At 52.9% G+C, this 26173-nt stretch carries 23 protein-coding genes; 8 read left to right on the top strand and 15 right to left on the bottom strand.

Going from position 1 to position 26173, the window contains the following annotated elements; genetic code table 11:
• Positions 1–66: 66 nt before the first annotated feature.
• On the bottom strand, positions 67–297 hold the full coding sequence (gene chaB, locus N7V53_RS10980) for a putative cation transport regulator ChaB (protein WP_023478915.1): 231 nt from the start codon (positions 295–297) through the stop codon (positions 67–69).
• Between the two features lie 276 nt (positions 298–573).
• Here chaB and chaA point away from each other — a divergent pair, with 276 nt between their 5' ends.
• A complete protein-coding gene (gene chaA / locus N7V53_RS10975; RefSeq protein WP_279793395.1) occupies positions 574–1668 on the top strand; it encodes a sodium-potassium/proton antiporter ChaA in 1095 nt (364 codons plus the stop codon).
• 43 nt (positions 1669–1711) lie between these two features.
• Here the strand turns inward: chaA and kdsA are convergent, their stop codons facing one another.
• Genes kdsA through hemA form a run of 6 tightly spaced genes read right to left on the bottom strand, consistent with a single transcriptional unit; the run spans position 1712 to position 7026 of the window.
• Positions 1712–2566 (bottom strand): 3-deoxy-8-phosphooctulonate synthase, encoded by an 855-nt coding sequence (gene kdsA / locus N7V53_RS10970; protein WP_023478739.1) that lies wholly within the window; start codon positions 2564–2566, stop codon positions 1712–1714.
• Between the two features lie 26 nt (positions 2567–2592).
• Positions 2593–3402: an invasion regulator SirB1 gene (gene sirB1, locus N7V53_RS10965; RefSeq protein WP_023478892.1), complete on the bottom strand. Its 810-nt coding sequence runs from the start codon at positions 3400–3402 to the stop codon at positions 2593–2595.
• A gap of 3 nt (positions 3403–3405) precedes the next feature.
• Positions 3406–3798: an invasion regulator SirB2 gene (gene sirB2, locus N7V53_RS10960; protein ID WP_023478628.1), complete on the bottom strand. Its 393-nt coding sequence runs from the start codon at positions 3796–3798 to the stop codon at positions 3406–3408.
• A gap of 15 nt (positions 3799–3813) precedes the next feature.
• A complete protein-coding gene (prmC, locus tag N7V53_RS10955) occupies positions 3814–4644 on the bottom strand; it encodes a peptide chain release factor N(5)-glutamine methyltransferase (RefSeq protein ID WP_023478731.1) in 831 nt (276 codons plus the stop codon).
• Complete coding sequence (gene prfA, locus N7V53_RS10950; protein WP_023478594.1) at positions 4644–5726, bottom strand: peptide chain release factor 1; 1083 nt, start codon at positions 5724–5726, stop codon at positions 4644–4646. The genes prmC and prfA overlap by 1 nt, the downstream gene beginning before the upstream one ends.
• 43 nt (positions 5727–5769) lie before the next feature.
• Positions 5770–7026 (bottom strand): glutamyl-tRNA reductase, encoded by a 1257-nt coding sequence (hemA, locus tag N7V53_RS10945; RefSeq protein ID WP_023478633.1) that lies wholly within the window; start codon positions 7024–7026, stop codon positions 5770–5772.
• Between the two features lie 200 nt (positions 7027–7226).
• On the opposite strand from hemA, the gene lolB reads away from it, so the two are divergent.
• The 4 genes from lolB to dauA all read left to right on the top strand — a co-directional run bounded on the left by lolB (position 7227) and on the right by dauA (position 11569).
• Positions 7227–7850 carry a lipoprotein insertase outer membrane protein LolB gene (gene lolB / locus N7V53_RS10940; protein WP_023478783.1) on the top strand — a complete coding sequence of 208 codons (624 nt, stop codon included), beginning with the start codon at positions 7227–7229 and terminating at the stop codon, positions 7848–7850.
• The gene (gene ispE / locus N7V53_RS10935) at positions 7847–8713 is read left to right on the top strand and encodes a 4-(cytidine 5'-diphospho)-2-C-methyl-D-erythritol kinase (RefSeq protein ID WP_270221013.1); all 867 of its coding nucleotides are present in this window, start codon (positions 7847–7849) and stop codon (positions 8711–8713) included. The genes lolB and ispE overlap by 4 nt, the downstream gene beginning before the upstream one ends.
• Positions 8714–8836: 123 nt before the next feature.
• Positions 8837–9784, top strand: a complete 948-nt coding sequence (prs, locus tag N7V53_RS10930) for a ribose-phosphate diphosphokinase (RefSeq protein ID WP_007371855.1) — start codon at positions 8837–8839, stop codon at positions 9782–9784.
• Between the two features lie 132 nt (positions 9785–9916).
• Positions 9917–11569 (top strand): C4-dicarboxylic acid transporter DauA, encoded by a 1653-nt coding sequence (dauA, locus tag N7V53_RS10925; protein WP_034812198.1) that lies wholly within the window; start codon positions 9917–9919, stop codon positions 11567–11569.
• On the opposite strand, the gene N7V53_RS10920 is transcribed toward dauA, so the two are convergent.
• Together N7V53_RS10920 and ychH are read right to left on the bottom strand one after the other, a co-directional pair.
• Positions 11555–12610, bottom strand: coding sequence for a MerR family transcriptional regulator (locus N7V53_RS10920; RefSeq protein ID WP_279793394.1), 1056 nt, complete (start codon positions 12608–12610; stop codon positions 11555–11557). The genes dauA and N7V53_RS10920 overlap by 15 nt on opposite strands.
• Before the next feature lie 116 nt (positions 12611–12726).
• Positions 12727–13002: a stress-induced protein YchH gene (ychH, locus tag N7V53_RS10915; protein ID WP_023478593.1), complete on the bottom strand. Its 276-nt coding sequence runs from the start codon at positions 13000–13002 to the stop codon at positions 12727–12729.
• Between the two features lie 272 nt (positions 13003–13274).
• Between ychH and pth the strand changes: the two genes are divergently transcribed.
• From pth to N7V53_RS10900, 3 genes are all read left to right on the top strand, one after another.
• Entirely contained in the window at positions 13275–13859 is a 585-nt protein-coding gene (gene pth, locus N7V53_RS10910) for an aminoacyl-tRNA hydrolase (RefSeq protein WP_023478596.1), read from the top strand.
• A gap of 125 nt (positions 13860–13984) precedes the next feature.
• Positions 13985–15076 carry a redox-regulated ATPase YchF gene (ychF, locus tag N7V53_RS10905; RefSeq protein WP_023478765.1) on the top strand — a complete coding sequence of 364 codons (1092 nt, stop codon included), beginning with the start codon at positions 13985–13987 and terminating at the stop codon, positions 15074–15076.
• Between the two features lie 213 nt (positions 15077–15289).
• Positions 15290–16465, top strand: a complete 1176-nt coding sequence (locus N7V53_RS10900) for an integrase arm-type DNA-binding domain-containing protein (RefSeq protein WP_279793393.1) — start codon at positions 15290–15292, stop codon at positions 16463–16465.
• 178 nt (positions 16466–16643) lie between these two features.
• On the opposite strand, the gene N7V53_RS10895 is transcribed toward N7V53_RS10900, so the two are convergent.
• From N7V53_RS10895 to N7V53_RS10870, 6 genes are all read right to left on the bottom strand, one after another.
• A protein-coding gene (locus N7V53_RS10895) for an IS3 family transposase (protein ID WP_279793392.1) occupies positions 16644–17764 on the bottom strand; the annotation gives its coding sequence in 2 pieces (ribosomal slippage) (positions 16644–17506 and positions 17506–17764; 1122 coding nt in all).
• Positions 17765–17931: 167 nt separating this feature from the next.
• Complete coding sequence (locus N7V53_RS10890; RefSeq protein ID WP_279793391.1) at positions 17932–18909, bottom strand: hypothetical protein; 978 nt, start codon at positions 18907–18909, stop codon at positions 17932–17934.
• A gap of 256 nt (positions 18910–19165) precedes the next feature.
• Positions 19166–20404: a Wadjet anti-phage system protein JetD domain-containing protein gene (locus N7V53_RS10885; RefSeq protein ID WP_159868352.1), complete on the bottom strand. Its 1239-nt coding sequence runs from the start codon at positions 20402–20404 to the stop codon at positions 19166–19168.
• Position 20405: 1 nt separating this feature from the next.
• A complete protein-coding gene (locus N7V53_RS10880; RefSeq protein WP_279793390.1) occupies positions 20406–23918 on the bottom strand; it encodes an SbcC/MukB-like Walker B domain-containing protein in 3513 nt (1170 codons plus the stop codon).
• Positions 23902–24573, bottom strand: coding sequence for a DUF4194 domain-containing protein (locus N7V53_RS10875; RefSeq protein ID WP_137848790.1), 672 nt, complete (start codon positions 24571–24573; stop codon positions 23902–23904). Before N7V53_RS10875 ends, N7V53_RS10880 begins: the two co-directional genes overlap by 17 nt.
• On the bottom strand, positions 24563–25969 hold the full coding sequence (locus tag N7V53_RS10870; protein ID WP_039294301.1) for a Wadjet anti-phage system protein JetA family protein: 1407 nt from the start codon (positions 25967–25969) through the stop codon (positions 24563–24565). The genes N7V53_RS10875 and N7V53_RS10870 overlap by 11 nt, the downstream gene beginning before the upstream one ends.
• Positions 25970–26173: the final 204 nt, after the last annotated feature.

The following is a 26173-nucleotide window of genomic DNA, read 5'->3' as shown; positions in this document are numbered from 1 at the left end:
CGCCGCATGCAACAGCATCAATCCATCGAATAAAGCTATAAATGGCGAAGGTGGCGCTGCTACGCGCTATTTCTTCTTATGCCACTTGTCGTCATCTCCCTTTTCATATTCATTTTTGACCGCCGCCCAGGCGACGCGGTGCGCCGTCTCTTCCCGGCTGGCATCGCCGCGGCGGTCATCTTTATCTTTGTATTGATCCCAGGCGCTGTTAAAGGCCTCTTTATAGATCTCCTGCGCATGGGCTGGAAGCACGTGTTGCACGCTATCGGGCAGCTCGGATTTTGCTTTATATGGCACTTTTCTGCTCCTTCTTGGGCTAAAAGGTTAAGTCTGGTCGACAACCCGCCTCAGCGCCAGGCATGGAGGATAAATGACTTTTTAACTTTACTATCGTTATGTTTATATTTCATTATTTTAAGAAAACAGGTGCTTTTGATGGTTTAAAGTAGAAAAAAATTCACCACCGTAAAAACAGGTAAAAATTACCATGTAAATGCGACTTTTTTGCTATTTTAATCACCTTTCGTTCTTTATCTATACTTCAACAACACCTGCCCTCTGAGGAGAATCATAATGACAACAACCCACGAGGCGGTTAAAACCCGCCACAAGGAGACCACGCTCATTTTCCCGGTGCTGGCGCTGGCCGTGCTGCTCTTCTGGGGAAGCTCGCAGTCGCTGCCGGCGATAGTCGGTATCAATGTGCTGGCGCTGATCGGGATTTTAGCCAGCGCCTTTAGCGTGGTTCGCCACGCTGACGTTCTTGCCCACCGTCTGGGCGAACCTTTCGGCTCGTTAATTCTGAGCCTCTCCGTCGTTATCCTCGAAGTGAGCCTGATCTCCGCGCTGATGGCGACCGGCGATGCCGCGCCAACACTGATGCGCGATACGCTCTACTCCATCATTATGATTGTCACCGGCGGGCTGGTGGGTTTCTCACTGCTGCTGGGCGGGCGTAAATTTGCCACGCAGTACGTCAATCTGTTTGGCATCAAGCAATATTTGATCGCCCTCTTTCCGCTGGCGATTATCGTGCTGGTCTTCCCGATGGCGCTGCCGGAAGCGAACTTCACCACCGGCCAGGCGTTGCTGGTGGCGCTCATCTCGGCGGCGATGTATGGCGTGTTTCTGCTGATCCAGACCAAAACCCATCAGAGCCTGTTTGTCTATGAGCATGAAGATGACGGCGACGACCCGCACCACGGTAAGCCGTCGGCGCACGGCAATTTCTGGCACACCGCGTGGCTGATTGTGCATCTGATTGCGGTGATTGCGGTGACGAAGATGAACGCGCAGCCGCTGGAAGCGCTGCTGACGGAAGTGAACGCCCCGGTGGCCTTTACCGGCTTCCTCGTCGCGCTGCTGATCCTCTCGCCGGAAGGACTTGGGGCGTTAAAAGCGGTGCTGAACAATCAGGTGCAGCGCGCGATGAATCTCTTCTTCGGTTCGGTGCTGGCGACCATCTCACTGACCGTACCGGTGGTGACGCTGATTGCCTGGCTCACCGATAATAAGCTGGTGTTCGGCCTCGATGCGCCGGAGATGATTGTGATGGTGGCGTCACTGATGCTGTGCCAGATCTCCTTCTCGACCGGGCGTACCAATGTGCTTAACGGCGCGGCGCATCTGGCGCTGTTTGCCGCCTACCTGATGACCATCTTCGCCTGAGTTATTCGGATACAAAAAACCCCGCTTTCGCGGGGTTTTTCTTTTACGCTTCGGTGTTGAGCTCTTCGAAGTTCTTCACCAGATCGTCAATTGCTTTGATCTGCTGCAGGAACGGCTCCAGCTTCGCCAGCGGCAGCGCCGACGGGCCATCGCACTTGGCGTTATCCGGGTCCGGGTGCGCTTCAATAAACAGACCGGCAAGACCGGTTGCCATGCCCGCACGCGCCAGCTCGGCTACCTGACCACGACGGCCGCCGGAAGCGGCGCCAAACGGGTCGCGGCACTGCAGCGCGTGGGTGACGTCAAAGATCACCGGCGAGTTGTTGGAGACTTTTTTCATCACGCTGAAGCCGAGCATGTCGACCACCAGGTTGTCATAACCGAAGTTCGCGCCGCGATCGCAGAGGATAACTTTGTCGTTACCGCCCTCGATAAATTTGTCGACGATATTGCCCATCTGGCCCGGGCTTACGAACTGCGGTTTTTTGACGTTAATCACCGCGCCGGTTTTCGCCATCGCTTCCACCAGATCGGTCTGGCGGGCAAGGAAGGCCGGAAGCTGGATCACATCCACCACTTCGGAGACCGGCTGGGCCTGGCTCGCTTCGTGCACGTCGGTGATCAGTTTGACGCCGAAGGTCTGCTTCAGCTCCTGGAAAATCTTCATCCCCTCTTCCAGACCCGGCCCGCGGTAGGACTTGATAGAAGAGCGGTTGGCTTTATCGAAAGAGGCTTTGAACACGTACGGGATGCCCAGCTTCTGGGTCACGGTGACGTAGTGCTCACAAATGCGCATGGCTAAATCGCGGGATTCCAGCACGTTCATGCCGCCGAACAGCACGAACGGCAGGTCGTTCGCCACGTTGATGTCGCCAATGCTGACCACTTTTTGTTTCATAAAATCGCCTTATCGAGTGTGAATGCTTAATGCAGGGTAATCTGTTTATGGGAAATCGTGTTGATCTGCGCGCGGATCATTTCGCTGATCGGATCTTCCGGGCACTGCTCGACAAAATAGCTTAAGTCATGCAGCGCCACGTGGTCGCAGTCCAGCTGCGCATAAATCAGCCCGCGATCGCGGATCTCATACGGATCTTCCGGATTGAACTGCAGTAACGCTTCGCTGGCGCGCAGGGCCAGCTCCATCTGCTGCTCTTCCATCAACGCCGACTTCAGGGTATCCAGCAGTTTGCGGATCACTTCAGCGTTGTCTGCCTCATCAAGGTCTTCGTTAAACAGCTCGGCCACCGGGCTGATATTGCCCTTCAGCCAAACTTCGAGCGTATGTTCGTCCAGCGTGTCGCCATTAAACGGGTTAATCAGCCACATTTCGCCATCCAGCCACTCTCCGCGCAGAATCAGCTGCGTCGGGAAGATAACCGGGGTCAGCGGAATATTGAGCCGCCCGGCGACCCACAGCAGAATCGCCCCCAGCGACACAGCGCTGCCCTGGCGGTTCTGCAACACTTTATCCAGCCACAGCGCATCGGAGAGACGGTAGACGCCGCGGGTATCTTTGAAGCCCCATTCGCCGTAGAACAGCGCGAGGAGTTCCTCCAGTTGATGCTCCTGAGGCTTTGCCTGACTGATCTCTTCACGGGCAAGCGCGAGCAGATGCTCCAGTTCGTCTTGTACGTATTGTGAAGGAAAATCATCGCGTATCAGCTCGGAAACAAGGATCATCCCGTCGCATAATGGCGCTTTGTTAAATTCGAAATCAGCTAACGACCTCATGTCTTACCCCAGTATCGGTACTTTTGTGGCGGCGAGTTTAATGATGATGTACAGCACCACCAGCCCCAGCATAAAGGCGATAAAACCTGCCTGCTGGCCGCGCGGACGATGTCGACCGAGCGCAATAAAACCCAAAACGATATAGATGATAACGCCAAACAGCTTTTCAGTCAGCCATGCGCCTTTAACAGTAAAAGGCAAATAGCCGGTCAGGGCTATCAACCCCACGCCGCTGAGCAGCAAAACGCTATCGACAATATGCGGTAACACCCGCACCCAACGCGCCTGAAAGCGCGGATTGTTGCTCCAGCGCCACCAGTAACGCAGGGTGAACAGGCTAATGGTCAGCGCCACCGACGTCAAATGTAACGTAATCAGGATGTTAAAGAGGCACATTCCCTGTTGCTCCCGTTACGGCCGCCGTCCCAGCGTCAGGCGTTCGTTATCACCATAATCCCGGCAGGTTTCCACCTGCTGCCAGCCGTAGCGGGCAAAAATCTCGCGCACCGCCGCCCCCTGCTGCCAGCCATGCTCCAGCAACAGCCAGCCCTGCGGCAGTAAGTAGCGCGGAGCGTCTTTAATCAATGTATGCAGATCCGCAAGGCCGTTATCCGCCGCCACCAGCGCGCTGAGCGGTTCAAAGCGCACATCGCCCTGCGCCAGATGGGGATCCTGCGCATCAATATAGGGCGGGTTGCTGACGATAAGCGAAAAGGTTTGCCCCTCAAGGGCGCTAAACCAGCGGCTCTGCACAATCTCGATGTTGCGGATACCGAGGTGCTCAGCATTACGCTGCGCCAGCGCGACCGCTTCCGGGATAAGATCGACGGCGGTCAGCTGGCAATCTGGCCGCTCGCTGGCCAGTGCCAGCGCAATCGCGCCGGTGCCGGTACCCAAGTCGAGGATACGGCACGGCGCGGCGGGAAGCCGGGCGAGCGCCTGCTCAACCAGACACTCGGTATCGGGGCGCGGGATCAGCGTCGCGGGCGAGACAAACAGCGGCAGCGACCAGAACTCGCGCTCGCCAATCAGATGCGCAACCGGCTCGCCGCGCACACGCCGGGCCAGTAACCCAGCAAGCTGCTCCTGCTGCTCGTCTGTAAGAGGCGTTTCACCGAAGGCGAGAATAAAGGTGCGCGCTTTGCTGGTGACAAAGCCGAGCAGGATCTCGGCATCGCGCCGCGGGCTTTCACTCGCCTGCAGCTGGCTGATTGCCTCGCGCAACCACTGTTGATACTCCATTAATCCTGCTCGGAGAGCGCCGCCAGCTGGTCGGCCTGGTACTCCTGCACGATCGGCTCGATCAGCGCATCAAGCTTGCCTTCCATCACTTCATCCAGACGGTAGAGCGTCAGGTTGATGCGGTGGTCGGTCACACGACCCTGCGGGAAGTTGTAGGTGCGGTTGCGGTCGCTGCGATCGCCGCTGCCGAGCAGGTTACGGCGCGTGGAAGCCTCCGTCTGCTGGCGTTTCGCCACTTCAGCTGCGCGAATGCGCGCGCCGAGCACCGAAAGCGCTTTGGCTTTGTTTTTATGCTGCGAACGCTCATCCTGGCACTCGACCACAATCCCGGTCGGCAAGTGGGTAATACGGATCGCCGAATCGGTGGTGTTAACGTGCTGGCCGCCCGCGCCTGAAGAGCGGAAAGTATCAATACGCAGATCCGCCGGGTTGATATCCGGCAGCTCCGCTTCCGGCAGCTCCGGCATCACCGCAACGGTACAGGCGGAGGTATGAATACGCCCCTGCGATTCGGTTGCCGGGACGCGCTGCACGCGGTGTCCGCCCGATTCAAACTTCAGACGACCATAGACGCCGTCGCCGCTGATTTTGGCAATCACCTCTTTATAGCCGCCATGTTCGCCTTCGTTGGCGCTCATGATCTCAACGCGCCAGCGGCGGGCCTCGGCATAACGGCTGTACATGCGGAACAGATCGCCGGCAAACAGCGCGGCTTCATCCCCGCCGGTCCCGGCGCGGACTTCGACAAACGCGTTGCGCTCATCATCGGGATCTTGCGGCAGCAGCAGCACCTGTAAATGCTGCTCAAGCTGCTCGCTTTTCTCTTTCGCGTCGCGTAACTCCTCCTGCGCCATTTCGCGCATTTCGGGGTCGTCGAGCATCATCTGCGCAGTCTCGATATCGTCCTGCGTCTGTCGCCAGTCGGTAAAACAGCGGGAAACGTCGCTCAGCTGCGCATATTCGCGCGACAGGGCGCGAAAGCGATCCTGATCGGCGATGGTTTGCGCGTCGCCCAGCAGCGCCTGAACTTCTTCATGGCGTTCATGCAGGGCTTCCAGTTTGGCAACGATAGAAGGCTTCATAGGCGTAAAGGCACCTTTTAGTAATTATCAGGAGTGTGGTGTGCTAATCCAGCCCGAGGCTGTTGCGCAGAATATGCAGGCGATCGTCATCCCCGTCACGGGCGGCCTGCTGAAGAGATTTGGTTGGGGCGTGGATCAAGCGGTTGGTCAGCTTCCACGCCAGGTCCTGCATAATGGTCTGCGGATCGCCGCCCTGCTCCAGCGCAGCGAGCGCTTTTGCCGTCAGCTCATCGCGAACCTGTTCTGACTGGCTGCGATAGTCGCGAATCGTCTCGCTGGCGCTTTGCGCGCGCAGCCAGGCCATAAACTCGCTGGTCTCCTGGGCGACGATAGTTTCCGCCTGCACCGCCGCGGCTTTGCGCTGCGCCAGGTTGTGCTGAATGATGCTTTGCAGATCGTCGACGCTATAGAGATAGGCGTTGGCAATTTCACCCACTTCCGGCTCGACGTCGCGCGGAACGGCGATATCCACCAGCAGCATCGGCTTATTGCGACGCGCCTTCATCGCCCGCTCGACCATCCCTTTACCGATAATCGGCAGCGGGCTGGCGGTCGAACTGATGACGATATCGGCATCTTTCAGGCGCTCATCAATTTCGCTCAGGCCGATCACCTCCGCCCCGACCTCATTCGCCAGCAGCTCCGCACGCTCGCGGGTGCGGTTGGCGATGATCATATTCTGCACTTTGTGCTCGCGCAGATGGCGCGCCACCAGTTCAATGGTTTCGCCCGCGCCGACCAGCAGCACGGTAACCGTCGAAAGGGATTCAAAGATCTGCCGCGCGAGGGTACAGGCAGCAAAAGCGACCGAAACGGCGCTGGCACCGATGTCGGTTTCCGTGCGTACGCGCTTGGCGACAGAGAAGGATTTCTGGAACATGCGTTCCAGCTCGCTGGCATTCCCGTGTCCGCGGTGGGAGTCGGCATAGGCTTTTTTCACCTGGCCGAGGATCTGCGGCTCGCCGAGCACCAGCGAATCGAGCCCGCTCGCAACGCGCATTAAATGGCTGACGGCGTCGTTATCTTCGTGCCAGTAGAGGCTCTGGCGAACCTCATCTTCACGTAAATGGTGATAGTCGCAGAGCCAGCGCACCAGCGCTTCCTGTAAGTTCTCCCGCTCTTCGACGCTCAGATAGAGCTCGGTGCGGTTACAGGTTGAGAGCACCACGCCCCCCTGCACCATCGGCTGCGCCAACAGGCTTTCCAGCGCCTGGTCAAGCGTTTCCGGCGAAAACGCAATACGTTCTCGCAACGCAACAGGTGCTGTTTTGTGGTTGATGCCGAGTGCTAAAAGGGTCATGGGCGCGGGAATAGTACCAACGTTGATAAGGTTAGACTGCACGCATCATACAGGATGAGCGGAGTCAATAAAAGGGAGACTATCCTTTCGGAGTAATTGGTCTTTTTATGATTTAAGACAACGTGAACGTAGACGCTCTTTCTGTGCGGCGCTAGCATTAAGCTTCTGTCTGTAAACTGTTACAAGGATTTGTCATCGTTATGATTCTGTCGGATTTCCGCCTCATTCGCCTGCTACCGCTGGCAAGCCTCGTGCTCACCGCCTGTACCCTGACCGCGCCAAAAGGGCCGGGAAAAAGCCCCGATGCGCCGCAGTGGCGTCAGCATCAGCAGCAGGTGCGCGATTTACACCAGTATCAGACGCGCGGCGCGTTTGCTTATCTCTCGGATGAGCAAAAAGTCTATGCCCGCTTCTTCTGGCAGCAAACCGGCCAGGATCGCTACCGTTTACTGCTCACCAATCCGCTGGGTAGCACCGAGCTTGAGCTGAAGGCGCAGCCGGGCAACGTTGAGCTGGTGGATAACAAAGGTAAGCACTACACCGCTGACGACGCGGAAGAGATGATTGGCAAGCTGACCGGCATGCCGATTCCGCTTAACAGCCTGCGCCAGTGGATCCTCGGCCTGCCGGGCGACGCCACCGATTACAAACTCGACGACCAGTATCGCCTGAGCCAGGTCAACTACAGCCAGGACGGTAAGAGCTGGAAAGTGGTGTATGGCGGTTATGACAGCAAAACCCAGCCGGCCCTGCCTTCCAATATGGAGCTGAGCGACGGCAAGCAGCGCATCAAGTTAAAGATGGATAACTGGATCGTTAAATGATGACCTGGCCTGCTCCGGCAAAACTTAACCTCTTTTTATACATCACCGGCCAGCGTGAGGATGGTTACCACACGCTGCAAACGCTGTTTCAGTTTCTCGATTATGGCGACACGTTGACCATTGAACCGCGCCGGGACGGCAAAATCTGCCTGCTGACGCCGGTCGAGGGCGTGCCCGATGAGGAGAACCTGATCGTGCGCGCGGCACGTTTGCTGATGAAGCGCGCCGCCGCGACCGAGCGCCTGGCCGCAGGCTGCGGCGCGGATATCGCCATTGAAAAACGTCTGCCGATGGGCGGCGGGCTTGGCGGCGGCTCGTCGAATGCGGCGACGGTGCTGGTGGCGCTTAACCATCTCTGGCAGTGCGGGCTGAGCGTCGATGAACTGGCGCAACTGGGTTTAACGCTTGGTGCCGATGTGCCGGTGTTTGTGCGCGGCCATGCGGCGTTTGCCGAAGGGGTCGGCGAGCTGCTTACGCCGGTCGATCCGCCGGAAAAATGGTACCTGGTCGCCCACCCTGGCGTCAGCATTCCGACGCCGCTTATCTTTGGCGATCCCGAACTCCCGCGCAATACGCCCGTCAGGTCAATCAATACGTTACTGAATTGTGAATTCGGCAACGATTGCGAGGTTATCGCAAGAAAACGTTTTCGTGAGGTTGATGCGGCGCTTTCCTGGCTGTTAGAATACGCGCCGTCGCGCCTGACTGGCACAGGAGCCTGTGTCTTTGCCGAATTTGACACCGAATCCTCCGCTCGTCAGGTGCTTGAGCAAGCCCCGGAATGGCTGAACGGTTTTGTCGCGCGAGGCGTTAACCTCTCGCCGCTAGCACAAACCATCGCCGGGCAAGCTGAGTCACGGTGACAACGTCACTTGTTCCAGACGTTGCATCGCGCTCTTTAATACACCGCATGGATAGTTTTTCGCCCTGACCGCACATTTTGGCGTATCCTATCCACCACTGGACGCATGCCTGAGGTTCTTCTCGTGCCTGATATGAAGCTTTTTGCTGGTAACGCCACCCCGGAACTAGCACAACGTATTGCCAACCGCCTGTACACTTCTCTCGGCGACGCCGCCGTAGGTCGCTTTAGCGACGGCGAAGTCAGCGTACAAATCAACGAAAACGTACGCGGTGGTGATATTTTCATCATCCAGTCCACTTGTGCTCCTACTAACGACAACCTGATGGAATTGGTTGTGATGGTCGATGCCCTGCGCCGTGCTTCCGCAGGCCGTATCACCGCAGTTATCCCCTACTTTGGTTACGCCCGTCAGGATCGCCGCGTCCGCTCCGCTCGCGTACCGATTACCGCAAAAGTGGTTGCCGATTTCCTCTCAAGCGTTGGCGTTGACCGCGTCCTCACCGTAGACCTGCATGCTGAACAGATTCAGGGCTTCTTTGATGTACCGGTTGATAACGTGTTCGGTAGCCCAATCCTGCTCGAAGATATGCTGCAACTGAACCTCGATAACCCGATTGTGGTTTCGCCGGATATCGGCGGCGTGGTTCGCGCACGTGCGATTGCCAAACTGCTGAACGATACCGACATGGCGATCATCGATAAGCGCCGCCCGCGCGCCAACGTTTCGCAGGTGATGCACATCATCGGTGACGTGGCGAACCGCGACTGCGTGCTGGTTGACGATATGATCGACACCGGCGGTACGCTGTGCAAAGCAGCAGAAGCCCTGAAAGAGCGCGGCGCGAAACGCGTCTTCGCTTACGCCACGCACCCGATTTTCTCCGGTAATGCGGTGAATAACCTGCGCAACTCCGTGATTGACGAAGTGGTGGTCTGCGACACCATTCCGCTGAGCGAAGAGATCAAAGCGCTGCCGAACGTACGTACGCTGACGCTCTCTGGCATGCTGGCCGAAGCTATCCGTCGTATCAGCAATGAAGAGTCGATCTCTGCGATGTTCGAACATTAATCGATGCTGCATATCAAACCCGCTCCGGCGGGTTTTTTTAACCCTCTTTTTTATTTGTATGATTTATTAATTAGTTAGACTACGCTTCGCAAAAGAGTGACTCCTGTGAAAACGTTACTTTCTCCTCATATCATGCCTTTCCGCGCGCTGATTGATGCCTGCTGGAAAGAAAAATATACCGCCGCCCGCTTTACCCGCGATCTGATCGCCGGGGTCACAGTGGGCATTATCGCCATTCCGCTGGCGATGGCGCTGGCGATTGGCAGCGGCGTTGCGCCGCAATACGGTTTATACACCGCCGCCGTCGCAGGCATCGTGATTGCCCTGAGCGGCGGGTCGCGCTACAGCGTCTCCGGCCCGACGGCTGCCTTTGTAGTGATCCTCTACCCGGTTTCGCAACAGTTTGGCCTCGGCGGCCTGCTGGTGGCGACGCTGATGTCCGGGGTCTTCCTGATCCTTTTCGGTCTGGCGCGTTTTGGACGCCTGATTGAATACATCCCGCTCTCCGTAACCCTCGGGTTTACCTCCGGGATCGGCATTACCATCGGCACCATGCAGATCAAAGATTTCCTTGGCCTGCAAATGGCGCACGTCCCAGAGCATTACCTGCAAAAAGTGGGCGCACTGGTGATGGCGCTGCCGACCATTAACCCGGGCGATGCCGCCATCGGCGTGGTGACGCTCGGCACGCTGATCCTCTGGCCGCGCCTGCGTTTGCGCGTGCCGGGGCATCTGCCGGCGCTGCTGGCCGGTTGTGCGGTGATGGGAGTGGTCAACCTGCTCGGCGGCCATGTCGCCACCATCGGGTCGCAGTTTCACTATCTGCTGGCTGACGGCAGCCAGGGCAACGGCATCCCGCAGCTGCTGCCGCAACTGGTGCTGCCATGGGATCTGCCTGGCTCAACCTTTACCTTAAGCTGGGACTCCCTGCGCGCTCTGTTGCCCGCGGCGTTTTCCATGGCGATGCTTGGCGCGATTGAGTCTCTGCTCTGCGCGGTAGTGCTCGACGGCATGACCGGCACCAAGCATAAAGCCAACAGTGAACTGATTGGTCAGGGGCTGGGCAATATTGTCGCGCCCTTCTTTGGCGGTATTACAGCTACTGCGGCGATTGCCCGCTCGGCGGCAAACGTACGCGCCGGTGCCACGTCGCCCATTTCGGCGGTGATCCACTCCCTGCTGGTGATTATGGCGCTGCTGGTGCTGGCACCCCTGCTCTCCTGGCTGCCGCTCTCGGCAATGGCGGCGCTGCTGCTGATGGTGGCGTGGAATATGAGCGAAGCGCATAAAGTGGTCGATCTGCTGCGCCGCGCGCCGGCCGATGACATTGTGGTAATGCTGATCTGCATGTCGCTGACGGTGCTGTTCGATATGGTGATTGCCATCAGCGTCGGGATCGTCCTCGCCTCGCTGCTGTTTATGCGCCGCATCGCGCGCATGACGCGTCTTGCGGCGGTGAATGTCAGCGTGCCGGATGATGTGCTGGTGCTGAGAGTGATCGGCCCGCTCTTTTTCGCAGCGGCAGAGGGGCTGTTCAGCGATCTGGAGACGCGCATCGCCGGAAAACGCATTGTGGTGCTGAAGTGGGACGCGGTTCCGGTGCTTGACGCTGGCGGGCTTGATGCTTTCCGCCGTTTCGTCAGCCGCCTGCCGGAGGGCGTGGAGCTTCGCGTCAGCAACCTGGAGTTTCAGCCGCTGCGCACCTTTGCCCGCGCCGGTATTCAACCGATCCCCGGCAGGCTGGCCTTCTTCCCGAACCGCGACGCGGCGTTAGCCGATCTCTGATCCCGGCGCGCCGTAACGGGCGCGCATCATCACTTCAATTGCCCGCTGGAGCCACTGCAGCACCGCGGGCGTCATCCACGTCCCCTTCATCAGGTGCGGCTCCTGCTCCATCGCCGTGCGAAACTTCTGCTGCGTCTGCGGATCGCGCCCGGCATAAGACTGAAATAGCTCCAGCCAGTTTTCCGCCAGCGCCTGCGCCTCATCGCTGTGTGGATCAAGCTCGCGGCGGCTGGCATCGTGCAGTTTTGCCACCAGCGCAGGCCACTCCATCATGCGGTCGAAGTAGTGCGCGCGGGTGAAGGCTATCTCCTGCGGCGTTAAGTAGCGCTGCCAGATAGCCAGCTTGCTCTCGGCAAAACTGCGGGTGATGTACCCGGTCATCGCAGGGGTAATGCCGGTCTGCTCACGCATCTGCGGTTCGGCGCTGTGCATCTCATTAAGCCGCGTTAAAAACTGCGGCTTGTTGGCCGTATCCTGCTCAAGACGCGTCATCCAGCGGGTCGCCAGATCCATCGCCTGCGCATCATCCGCTGCCACGTTATTGTCCATCAGTATTTGCGCTTCGCTAACCAGCGTCGCCCAGACGCGGTCACGCGCTTCATCCCGGGCGGCAAACGGTAACTCGTCTAACTCTTGCGGCGTAAACCAACGATCGTACATTTTCATCAACTCCAGTGTCTGTAGCCATGACTCGAGGTCGGGCTCCGCGCCGCGGGCAAGACCATCCCGGAGATCGACAAGGCGATCGCGCAGGGTCACGATATCGCGCACCTGCCTGTCGAGCCGGGTAATCTGGTCATTTAACAGTTCAGCCAGCGGACGCGTTTCCCGCGCCAGGTAGTCGCCAATTGCCGCCAGTTCCATCCCCGATTTCGCCAGCGCCTGAATCATCTGCAGGCGCTTCACATCAGCGAGGTTATAGAGCCGGTAACCGGCGGCGCTTCGGGCAGAAGGCAGCAGCAGGCCAATGTGCTCATAATGATGAAGGGTGCGAACGCTAATGCCCGCGCGCCGCGCCAGCTCACCTACCTGAATTAACATAACTGCTCCTTTCGTGCTCCACAGACGCCACTTTCGTGCCTCACGTTACGTCAGGGTCAAGCAAAAAACCAAAAAAAAACGGCTCCCGCAGGAGCCGTTATCGAAATCAGTACTGGTTAGCCGTGGTTTTGCCTGTCGCGACGGCAGCGTTTGTCATAGTGACGCACCCACCAGTATTTGTCGCACACCTCTTCATGACCGCTGACGCGCGCGCCAGCCAGCCAGAGCACCGCGCCAAGGAAGATACTGAGCACCGCGCCGTGGGCGAAAATTTGTGGCAGGTTAAGCTGCGGTAACTGGTTGAGAACCGAATAACCGACGCCGACAACCATCACAATTAACCCCAACCCCATGAGCGCATTGCCGAGTAACGACGCGTTTCTACGTTTCATGTGTCACCTCCGAACAGTGGGTTGGATGGGATATCCCCAATCCTTGTGTGCAAAGTATAGACAGCGACCTTTTTAACGGTTGCGGGCAGGATCACAATTACACATATCCGCCTAACATAAATTTACACATAACCCCATGAACTAGTTGAAATTCGAATGATTGATCTGAGTAATTACTTTCCCTTAACGCATCATCAGATGTGAGAATTTTGTCATCGCGCGCCGCTCGACGTAAACTACGCGCCGGACATTGACCTGGTCAGGAAAAGAAAGTGACGATTAAACTGATTGTCGGGCTGGCAAACCCCGGCGCGGAGTATGCCGCGACACGCCATAACGCTGGCGCATGGTATGTGGATTTACTGGCGGAGCGCGCCCGCGCGCCGTTACGCGATGAGCCGAAGTTCTTTGGTTTTACCTCGCGCATTCAGCTGGCGGGCGAAGATGTGCGCCTGCTGGTACCCACGACATTTATGAACCTGAGCGGTAAAGCGGTCGCGGCGATGGCCACTTTTTACCGTATCAACCCCGACGAGATCCTCGTGGCGCACGATGAGCTCGATCTGCCGCCAGGAGTGGCAAAGTTTAAGCTCGGCGGCGGCCACGGCGGGCATAATGGCCTGAAAGATATCATCAGCAAACTGGGCAATAACCCCAATTTTCACCGCTTACGCATCGGAATTGGCCATCCGGGCGATAAAAACAAAGTTGTCGGTTTTGTGCTGGGTAAACCGCCGGTGTCAGAGCAGACGCTGATCGACGATGCGGTAGACGAAGCGGCGCGTTGTACCGAAGTGTGGCTGAAAGAGGGGCTGACCAAAGCTACCAATCGCCTGCACGCTTTTAAGGCGCAGTAAGCGCGCGCAGCGCCTTTTTTGCCGCGCGTAACATTGGTTATGTGTATACTAGGCGCAGTTTTTCACTTTTCGACAATCCGTTTTCAATAACGGGTTGATTATCAAGAGATTAAGGTAATTACATCATGGGATTCAAATGCGGTATCGTTGGTCTGCCTAACGTAGGTAAATCCACCCTGTTCAACGCGCTCACCAAAGCGGGTATCGAAGCGGCGAACTTCCCCTTCTGTACCATTGAGCCGAACACCGGTGTCGTACCGATGCCCGATCCGCGTCTCGATAAGCTGGCGGAAATTGTTAAACCGCAGCGCGTTCTGCCGACCACCATGGAGTTCGTTGATATCGCCGGTCTGGTAAAAGGCGCGTCCAAAGGTGAAGGCCTGGGCAACCAGTTCCTGACCAACATCCGTGAAACCGAAGCCATCGGCCACGTAGTGCGCTGCTTCGAGAATGACAACATCATTCACGTCAACAACAAGGTCGATCCGGCTGACGATATTGACGTTATCAATACCGAGCTGGCGCTGGCTGACCTTGATACCTGCGAACGCGCAATTCACCGCGTGCAGAAGAAAGCCAAAGGCGGCGACAAAGATGCGAAAGCTGAGCTCTCCGCGCTGGAAAAATGCCTGCCGCAGTTGGAAAATGCCGGTATGCTGCGCTCGCTGGATCTCTCTGCTGAAGAGAAAGCGGCTATTCGCTACCTGAGCTTCCTGACCCTGAAACCGACCATGTACATTGCCAACGTCAATGAAGATGGCTTCGAGAACAACCCGTATCTTGACACCGTGCGCGAAATCGCCGCGAAAGAGGGTTCCGTGGTGGTTGCCGTTTGCGCCGCCGTTGAGTCTGATATCGCAGAGCTGGACGATGCCGACCGCGACGAGTTTATGGCTGAACTGGGTCTGGAAGAGCCTGGCCTGAACCGCGTGATCCGCGCCGGTTATGAGCTGCTGAACCTGCAAACCTACTTCACCGCTGGCGTGAAAGAGGTGCGCGCATGGACCATTCCTGTCGGCGCAACCGCTCCGCAGGCAGCCGGTAAAATCCACACCGACTTTGAGAAAGGCTTTATCCGCGCCCAGACCATCGCCTATGAAGATTTCATCGCTTATAAAGGCGAGCAAGGCGCGAAAGAAGCCGGCAAGATGCGTTCAGAAGGCAAAGAGTACATCGTTAAAGATGGCGATGTGATGAACTTCCTGTTTAACGTCTAAATATAATCTGCTATCTCTGGCGGTCTCCTATCGTCTCAGAGAACAGAAAATACACTTTAAATCCACGCACTTGCGTGGATTTTTCACTTCACAATGTCTCAACACATCTCGTAACAACGCTGTCAAAAATGAGTACATGGGTGAGTACAACATTCTTCCATCTTCATTTTAAGTGAGTACAATAACGGTATAATAAATAAACAAGGCCCCGTTATGCTCACCGATACACAATGCCGCACTGCCAAGCCGAAAGAAAAACTTTATCGACTTAATGATTTCAACGGTCTCTACCTGGAAGTTAAACCCAATGGCAAAAAGGCCTGGCGTTATCGGTTTAAACTCAACGGTAAATCCAGCATGTTTGCACTAGGTGAGTACCCGACGGTCAAACTTGCCGAAGCCCGCGAGAAATGCGAGCAAGCGCGAAAGCAGGTCGCGGATGGAGTTAGCCTAACACAGGCTCGTCAGTTAGATAAGATTCGCAAGGTCAACGACGCATCCAACACCTTTGAGCTGATCGCCAAAGAGTGGTTGCAGATGAGAGACTGGGCCGAAATTACCAAAACGCGGCGACTGGATATGCTTGAACGTGTGGTTTTTCCCGCAATCGGTAAGCTCCCGGTCAGAGAGATCACCCCACACCACATTCTCAAAATTCTTCAAGAAACTGCTAAACGAGGAGCACCGACAGTTGCCGCTGAAGCCCGTCGAACAATTTCATCAGTTTTCGAGTTGGCAGTCGCGACACTTAGAGCTGATAGTGATCCTGTCTGGCCCGTGCGCAAAGCTCTTCCGGCAAACAAAACGCAGCACAAACAGGCATTGAATCCGCAGCAAATCGGGAAACTATTAAGCTGTTTTGACAACAGTCGCGGCTCATACCAGGTTAACTATTGCATGTGGCTTATGTGGTGGACGCTGCCGCGACCAGCCGAAGTAACTGAGGCAGAATGGACAGAATTCGATCTCGATAACGCACTGTGGAAGATTCCGTCAACGCGAATGAAAGCTCGCAGAGAACACGTTATTCCCCTTCCCTCCCAGGCTGTCAACATGCTCAGAACACTACAAGGATTAACCGGGCATCGGCACCATCTCTTTCCGGGCCGTGATAACCCGCGTGGCCCGATGACATCACACTCACTGCGTCAACTACTTAAAAGCCTCGGCTGGAGCGGTACTTATAGCCCACATGCAACCAGAACCACAGGAAGTACCCGCTTAAACGAGATGGGCTATCGACCTGATGCTATCGAAGCTCAGCTTGCGCACGCTGATACCAACAATGTTCGTCGCACATACAACCATGCAACTTATCTTGATGAGCGTACAGTGATGATGCAGGAATGGGCGGATATGTTGGACAAATGGGTAGCGGGATCCGAGTAAAATTTACTGCACTTAGTTAGTGAACCACGCGGATAGAACTCATTCCTCAAGGTCCACTTTGTACCAAGAACGAACATTTGGTGTTTTGCACCACATCTTCCCAGCAGAGGATTTAAACCACTGATTAAAGATTCACCAAGTATAAGTTATGACCTGCCCCCAGTATTAGATACAACCGTCAGTTAGTAATGTCGGTTTGTTTATCTTCATATTTTTCATTTCGCCACCGTGCTGCAAACTCTGATGGCGTCTGATAATTCAGTGCCGAATGTGGACGACACTCGTTATAATCCTGCCGCCAGTCATTAATGATTTTCCTGGCGTGAGCGATATCGCTGAACCAGTGCTCATTCAGACATTCATCGCGAAATCGTCCGTTAAAGCTCTCAATAAATCCGTTCTGCGTTGGCTTGCCCGGCTGGATTAAGCGCAACTCAACACCATGCTCAAAGGCCCATTGATCCAGTACGCGGCAGGTGAACTCCGGCCCCTGGTCAGTTCTTATTGTCGCCGGATAGCCTCGAAACAGTGCAATGCTGTCCAGTATACGCGTGACCTGAACGCCTGAAATCCCGAATGCTGTGGTAATTGTCAGGCACTCCTTCGTGAAGTCGTCCACACAGGTCAGGCACTTTATCCTGCGACCGATAGCCAGTGCGTCCATGACGAAATCCATCGACCAGGTCAGGTTGGGCGCTTCCGGGCGGAGCAGCGGCAGACGTTCCGTTGCCAGTCCTTTACGACGTCGTCTGCGTTTTACGCCCAGCCCGCTGAGATGATAAAGACGGTACACGCGGTTGTGATTAACCTGAAGGCCTTCACGGCGCAGTAATTGCCAGATGCGGCGGTAGCCAAAACGCCTGCGCTCCAGTGCCAGCTCAATAATGCACTCTGATAAATGCGCATCAGCCGCCGGACGCTGAGCCTCGTAGCGGCAGGTCGACAGAGACAAACCTGTAAGCCTGCAGGCTCGACGTTGCGACAGACCGGTCGCATCACACATAAACTCAACGGCTTCCCGCTTCTGGCCTGTCGTCAGTACTTTCGCCCCAGAGCCACCTGAAGCGCCTCCTTATCCAGCATGGCTTCAGCAAGCAGCTTCTTGAGTCTGGCGTTCTCTTCCTCAAGCGACTTCAGGCGCTTAACCTCGGGCACCTCCATACCGCCATACTTCTTGCGCCAGGTGTAAAAGGTGGCGTCGGAAATGGCGTGCTTACGGCAGAGTTCACGGGCAGAAACCCCGGCTTCAGCCTCGCGGAGAATACTGATGATCTGTTCGTCGGAAAAACGCTTCTTCATGGGGATGTCCTCATGTGGCTTATGAAGACATTACTAACATCGGTGTGTATTAATCAACGGGGAGCAGGTCAAAGTGATGGGCATAAGCTGCATTAGTTAACAACAGATACATGCTATAAAAATTAGTATACCCAACTACATTATAAGTTTCCTTAAGAAGCGTATTTCTACTCTTTATTAATAAATTCATCTGGAAGTGATAAATGGAGACTGTAGCGCACCGGGTTCTCTTTCACTGGATTTTTATTAAAAACTATTTCATATTTTGGGAATGTAGGGAAAGCCAACGTCACACATGACAAAAATACTTCTTCGAAGAATGTAATCAGAAACCAAAGTATTTCATTTGCTTCTTCATAAACACACTTAAATCCCTGTCCTTTTAACCCCCATTTGGGAAGATTTAATTCGTTTCCATTTTCAAATTTAAAGTTATTAACTATCAATGGAGTATCAGTTGTGGCGGCGTGTTCCTGAGCATTTCTAAGGCTATATATATGCTCACACATCGGCAAGTGCTCGTTTAGAACATTAATTAGCATTGTCGCATCCTGGTGATTTACCTTTACATCCTGTAACAACCTATCAATTCGCCCATGCTTGCTCTTTAATGGTAAGAAAAAATTCACCATCCCAGAAACTTCCTGAATGCATCGCTTAGCTGAAATTAAAAAATCCGTTGCGTATCCATCAAGACCTTTTAGCTGAGGGAAGTAAGCATGAGCCTTGCCGTTCATGACATTTTCATTATCAATAAATTTATTGATTTCAATATTTGAATTATCTATTAAAGACTGCAAAGACAGCAAATAATTCAACAGAACATTTTTAATGTCTCTGGCCTTACCAATGATTTGGATGCGGTTACTATCTTCATTGGAGTAAAGTTGCCGTAAAAATTCATCAGTTAGAATTACTGTATTAGCAACCAAGGGGTTAGATGCTCCAAAATCAGAAACTTTAGTGTATATCCAAGGCACATTTTGATGTTCTCTCTCAGGATCAATACTATCTGGAGTCATGAGTTTATATGTAGATTCTTCTGTGTAAACCTCCATAAACTCACCAAAATTTATCATGGAAATTATTTCGCCCTTCTCTCCTTCAGGCAAACCAAACGAACCAGGTTCATCGCGTGAATTCATAACCCCTCCATAAACACAATACTTTTAATTATAGCATCAGCAAAAGCGCCAGTTCATGAGGCTTTTCGCACAATTAGTTACAAGGAGCTCTTTTTCACTCCCTCAATCTCCGCCTGACACACATCATCATTTGCAAATGAGTATTGGAGGTAGGCATATCCTTTTGAAGTGCTATTGTAAGCACCCCCCTTTTAGTTCCACGCAATTTTGAGATCCCAACATAAGGACATGAAATATCAACGAATAGGGAGAACTTTCAATATTTCCGAGGGCTAACAGGGGCTATCTGCTCCTGCTCGATCCAAGGTAGATTCTTAATTTGGAGTTTCGCTAGATCTCTATAAAGCGCTAAAATAGCTGGATAGTGCTTTGCTGACTCCAGCGCCTGCATTAATTCGACTACAGGTTTATCAACGAGCTCATCATCAGCCTGAGTCAATGCTTCAGCCCCCACCCCCATCAGATATGGCTGAATATCAATATCAAGTCGCTTCGCCAAAAATGCAAGAATACGATAGCCACCGGCATCTCGATCCCCCCAATGGTAAATCGGTATCTCCATACGCAGTTCAGCGATAATGATCTCTATTACATGTACCCAAGAGCGCGGCGGGAAGCCGGCGGTGTAAATAATTACACCCAAATCATCAATTTCGCGCACATACCGCTCGAAACTAGCACGATTTTCAATGAAAAGCACATAGGGTGGCCGTTGTCCCCACACAATGCCTTTGACTTCATCCGGGGAAACACCGATTCCGTAGTGGAGTGCAGATAAATCGATAATCCCCCTGCAATGCAACAACCCATTGGCTTTGAAACGCATTGGTATTGGGTATTTACTAATCCCAAAATACTCCAGCAGCTTAACCCCATCGTCAAGCAAATCCACAACATCATCGTCAATATGCGGCAACATCAACTTTCGAATAAGACCGGAAAAGCTCTTACATTCTAACTTCTTGGAGTTGCCATACAACATGGCACTGAGGGTCCGAATATCGGGAACATTCTCAGAGACAGGTAGTTGAACGATCCACTCAATAACTTTCATTGCATCAAAAAGTCGGTCTGCCTGGTTGCGATTCACACCACAAAACGTCTTGTTGCTCGACCATTCCTTGGCAATCTCCAGCTTCGTATTATCCCACCAAGGTACATTGAACACCGTTGTCTCTAAATGCCGAAATGAAACTTTGATTTCATCAGCCTGTGGTATAACTCCCTGACTATCCATTAATCTGTAGCCATCAACGATCTCGATATACTCAATATGTTTAAACGCTCCCAGCGCGACTTTACGCTGATAGTGGATATTCAAGTATGCAATGGATTCCAACGTCTTATGCAGCGCCGTTTTGGTACTATTATTGAGGGCGAAGTACCAACGATAGGCGTGATCTGTGATACGTATCCTGCACTCAAGTTCCACACCTTCTGGTTTATCTATCTTCTTGATCAATTGATTGATGAACTTCTCAACATAAGAGTTCATATCATTCAACCATCTTGGCTTTAGCTTTCAATTCAGCAGCGCGTTCAGCCACAAGCTCTGGATGGTAAACTGGATTACGTTGGTCTATAAGCTCCTGCCCTGCCTCGAAAATCTGCGTGTGGTCAATCACCACATCTCTGTCCTCACGGCAAATGGTATAAATTTGCTCCATCTCTTTACCAATTTTCAGGGTCACTTCTGGCGGGGCAGCAATCAGTAATTGCAACCCGATTTCTTTAAGAAAGGCCACTGCTGCGCTCGCATTGCCACCATCCATGTTATTGAACGCTTCATCAAGGAGTACCAAAGACGCCCCTCGATCTGAATGACCACTAATCTTGTAAACGTTCATAAAACTCGCAGCCAGCGCAATATACGCTGGTGTTTGTTGCTCTCCGCCTGAACCTGTGCTTTGCATATCTGCCACGCTGCGCTCAGTCCCGGTGTCAGGGTTACGCATCTTCATGTCATAGGTGAAGAAACTGCGATAATCACTGATCTCATTAATTAGATCGTCACCACTGAGCAATGCCTCTTTCAACAGGTCTATAGCAGGATGTTCTGATGCTGTTTCGAACATTGTCCCAACTAACTCGGTCTCTTCTCTATCTGCAGTCGTAATGTACTCGTAGACGGTGCGCAAGCTCTCTATCTCGCGAACCTTGAAGTGGAAGCTGTAGATGTGGTCGTGAAACGGGACTTTCTTGAGCAAGTTATTGAGTTGATTGAAGGTATATCTCATCTGCTCAAAGCGGCTTTGAAGCTCCCCTACTATGATGCCTCGAAAGTTTTTTTCCATCTGTTCAGCAGCTTCCCGGGCCGCCTGACGATGCACTAAAAGCTGTGCTGCCAGGATACGCTCAACCCATTCCGTACAATCTGCCTCAATAAAGTGGTACGCCTCTGTATTCACGTTATCAGTTTTTGCGGCTTCAAGAAGCGCCTGACGATTCGCTATATCCTCTGCAAAGTCTGTCGTGAATCTAACGACCTTGTAATACAGATCTCCACGTGTATTGAGCGCCTTCTCCCGTTCAACCTGAGCCTCATTCAGGGCTTTGTTTCGAATCAGGGAATAGCATCCTTCTTCGCCCCCAAACTTCTGCTCATAAGTTTGCCAGCGTTCATCTGCTTTGGCGGTATTGTGTATAGGAGATTTTTCTGTTTCACTGCGGATTCGTTCTGCCTCGTCCCTATTTTTTGAGAGGCTTTCAATCTCGGTGTTCAAGCTATTTAACGTTGCAATAGCGTTCTTTTGTTCGGCCGTGGCATTGATGATCGCCGTATTACATGCTTCATAATTGTCGTCAGCCTGCGCCTTTGCGGCTTTGAGCTGTTCATCTTTCGATGTCAGCGGTTTCAACTGTTCCTGAGCGGCAGACAATGCTTTTTTATCTTGCATCAGGCGGATACTATTTTCCCGTACGGACGATGAGCCCTCCACAATAGATGTAGATAGCCCAGCCCAGTTGCGGTTAAGCCTGCTCAGCGTTTGTGCTGATCTCTCAACGCCAGAGAGCCGTTGTGCGAGCACATCCCGTTCATGCTCCAGGAGCTTAAGCTGCTCAGCTTTAGCCTGTTTCCCCATCAATAACCCGCGAATATGAGCGGTACCGCCCACCGTTCCACTACCGGTCGCAAGGCCTGATGCCATTAGCGCTTTGCGCTCTCTTCGTAGTTCATCGCGCGTTGCCGCCATCTTAGTTCTATCCAGAATGATGTTCATAAAACCACGAGCGATCGGATCGCTGGTTTCGATCAGCTTTGAAACCATTCTTTCAGTGGGCGCTTTGTTGGCGGCTAAAGCATGATCAGGGTTAATCATGCGTACTCGTTTGAGTTGCGGCTCTCGCTTCTGTGCAACTTCGTACACTTCCAATGCATGGTCAAAATCACGTACACTCACCACCAGTGCTTCGCGATTCGGACCCAAGTACGACTCCACTGCTTCTTGCCAGTCTCTATCAGCGATCTCACAGAGGTCACAGACGGGCATGGATTCTATTCTCTCTTGTTTGAGTAATTCGATGACCTTAGCCGTCGCCGGATTGATGTCCGAAAGTCCCTTTCTCAGCCGTTCAATACGCACCTGCAAGGCCTTACATTCATGCATGGTTTGTGTTAAGTCGTGGCTCACATTTTTATCAGCCACTTCTATACGTTCAGCTATCTCGTCCAGTAATTTTTTTGCGCTTTTAAGTTTATCGGTTACCTTAAGCGTATTCTCATGTTCCGATGCTGAGAGGCTCTCAATGCCTGCCCGATTGAGAATGTCCACGGATGTCGCCCAGTGCCGGGCTAATAGCTCGACACTCTGGATACCCAGCGTGTCAGGAAATCGTTGACGGATAACTTCACGCACAGCATTTTGCAGTGAAAATATTCGGTTGGTAAGACTGTTTGTGGATTTAGAAACGGCGCTTTTTGCAGCATCAACGGCTCTACTCAGACTTGCAGCATCAGAATTTTGCCAAGCGATCAGGGCATCATCACGACATTGTTTCAGCTCCGGCAGTCGTGGCTCTTCTCTGTCAATGGTGCGTTTAGCTGCTGTCTGGCGCTCTTGCGCAGCTATTTGAGCATCTTCTGTGCGGCCAAGTTCTTCATTGAGCCGAACAGTATCGGCCTCTTGCGAAACCCAAAGAGCATGGTGGGCATTGGCGTAATGCCGGGTAAGCTTCTTCGCTTCGGCAATCAGTAACTCGCGCGCATTTTTGTGGCTCTCGGCACGTGCGATTTCCGCCTCAATACGCTGGTGCTCAAGAAGATCTTCGCGCAATTGATAGGTTTCAATGAGGTCGGGAGGAAGAATGAAGTCCCTGATAAATGGATCAATCGGGCTGTCCATTTTCAGTTGTAACGCATTTGATAATGTCTTAACCAATAAATCAGGTTCAATTTTGGCGCTGCGCGTCTGATTAACCGACATCGCCTCAGCCATTTTTTCACGTATCGTCCGCGCACTGTCAAGCAACTCATAGCTCATCGCACCATGACGCTCTTTGGCATCCTGTTTCATGCGGTCAACAAAGTCACGCCATGGTAGAAAGGCGTCATCCCCGGACAGTAAATCACCTTCAGTAATGTGGCGGCCTTTAATGATATGCCCGCGGGTCTCAATGTTTGGTGACTGACTGTTGGCATAAACAGACAGTCCAAAAGCGTAAGGACATTGATGATTATCGTACCAGTTTAAGAAAATGTAAGTATTGGCATTCTCACGTTGGCAACTCTTTGCATCGTTTTCTTTGAACTCGCCCAGCGCATAACTACGCGCAGAACGCCCAGAGGTTTTGGTTTCAGAGGCAGAGTTGTAGCGGGTTTTACGTTGATCTCCCCCCATCAGAACAAACTGGATCGCATCAAAAATCGTTGTTTTTCCCGCTCCGTTTTCGCCTGATACTAGCGTGGCTGGAGCATTGAGATGGATCGTCTCCAGTTCAAACAGATACCACTGCGCCAACACCACATTATGAAGAATATGTGCTTGTATGGGGTTATTCTGCACTGTCATCGTAGACCTCCAGTGTCTCAAGATCATCAGTTCCTTCGAAAACCGCTTCGCCAGACGCAGATTCAGGTGTGTAACTATCCATAAAGCGGTTAAGCATGCCCACATAGGTTTGATCGACCACACGGGTAATATTAGGGAGAACGGTCAACTCGTGGAGTTTGGTATCGGGGTCTTTAATTCCGAGTTCAATAATTCCCTTCTTCCTTAGGTTCTCCAGGGCATTATTGGTTTCTGTTATAGGGGGCATCTCCCCCCTGACATGTTCGTACTGATTAAGAAGCTCGACCGTTGGCGGTGTTACACACCCAAGCTCCGTACGTCCCATCGACGCTTCAGCGTCATACATTTTCCGTAGAATGAGCAGGAACAGCGTAGAGGTGATATCCAGTTGCTTACCAGAACCACGCGGTAAAATCCCCGCATAACCGAAGTTACGATCGTAGTACCACCCCATATCCAACCCATCAAAAAGCTTGTTAAAATAAGCCAGATTATCCTCACACAACTTGAAGTGCTCTTTTTGGCCGCGTTTTCCCTTCCATACCCATTGCTTCTGCAGTAGGTATGCTGCCGTGTTACGTAAGCTATCGGCATAGTCAGCAGATGTCTTGGCCTCGATATCTTTCAACTCTCTGAGCACAATTTCACTGGTCATGTGTGCGTTTCTCCATAGTGACGATCCGACGAATTATGATGCGACGACCGGCCATCTGTTTAAGGTCCGTCCACTCCCCTTCATCGAACTCAACGCAGTACATGGACTGCAGAGAAAAAAGTGGATGAGTTTTCGATATGCCTTGTGCCAAAAGGCGCAAATGAAGCGCTGCCATCATGTCATCAGCGGTATCGATCCTAAGATCATCCGTGGTCATCTGTACTCGCTCTCCAAGATTCGATTCAATGAAGTTGGCAACACGTGTAGGGTCGCATTTCTGGAAACTGATATGTTCTTGCTTGAGCTGGTTGTATGCCCGTTTTTCCCACAACGGTTTTGGCTGTCTGCGCACCGTCGGAACAGGCAGTATTGACTTTGCCTTGGGTGTGGCCAACCGGCAATCAGCAAGGAGCTCTTCACCTATCAACGGGCTAGGTAATGAGCCTAACAAGGCTTCACTCCCGATGCGCTCAAGCAGCGCCTGAATCTGTTGCCCCATATTACTTGGGGTATGCACGGTATACTTGATCTTCTCATACATCTGCCGGGTTATACGACGAGCATAGTCCTGCGTTTTCTTGAACAGTGGAGCAATTCCGTCAAACGCTTTGCTCAATCGATCTAGATCTGCTTCCACAAGCTGAACCGAAGGATTAGAAATATCATCACGCTTATAGGCTCTAGCGCATGCTTCCAGGCGCTCTGAGCTGAAACGGATATCGCTAACTAGCTTACGAATTTTACTGGCATGAAGGTTGGGGTTTCCTTTCAGGGAGAGTTTCTCAATATTGGGTAGAAAGAGTTCGGCCAAGTATTCTTCAAAGTAAAAAGTGAAATGGCCACTACCTTGGACGGAACCACCGCTAATTGCATGGTGGATTTCGCGGATATTGCCCACGAGAGCTCTGAGTCGATTTAAGAAATCCTCCATGTCATCAGCCGCTTTGCGCACTAACGATCCGTTGGTTGGGTCTTTAACCACTTCAGAAAGGTTCGAGCGTACCGCCAGACACACCACACCTAACGAGGGATGCTCAGCACTCATATTGCCAAGGAAGTTCAACAGCCTACGAGCATCTTGCGCCATCCAGACGACGTATCGATACCCGCTCTCCTGCTCTTCTCGAATCCACCCCGTATCTCGCAACCGGTTATAGACATAATGTTCCAGAGCGGGATTTCCTATCGTTGACTCAACCGACGCTATCTCAAGGCTCAAATTCTTATTGGCGATATAGTCTCGTAGAAAGACCCGTACCTGTTGCGGCGTAGGTTCATCTACCAGTTGTGTCGGATCCAAGAAAGTATCGAGATCGACTAATAACGCAAGCATCGATCGTCCATTCTCGCCCGAGATCGGTTTAAACAGATTGGTATTGAGTGTGTTAAAGCTCACGGAATCGTCCTACGCTCTTTCGTTACTTTTTGAGTTCACCTGAAAGTACAACATAGCTATATGTATATTTTATACACCCCATTATTAAGTAATGGTAGTAGATATTTATACAGTGCCAACTTATACTTTCGGATGTCTGCACATTTAAGATATTAGAAGGGCCACTATATGCAGTACTCACAGTACATGAAACCCGCGATCGCA

Source organism: Kosakonia sp. HypNH10, assembly GCF_029850615.1.
GTDB lineage: Bacteria > Pseudomonadota > Gammaproteobacteria > Enterobacterales > Enterobacteriaceae > Kosakonia > Kosakonia cowanii.
Note: the sequence above shows the minus strand (reverse complement) of the source record. Positions and strands in the feature narration are given on the sequence as shown.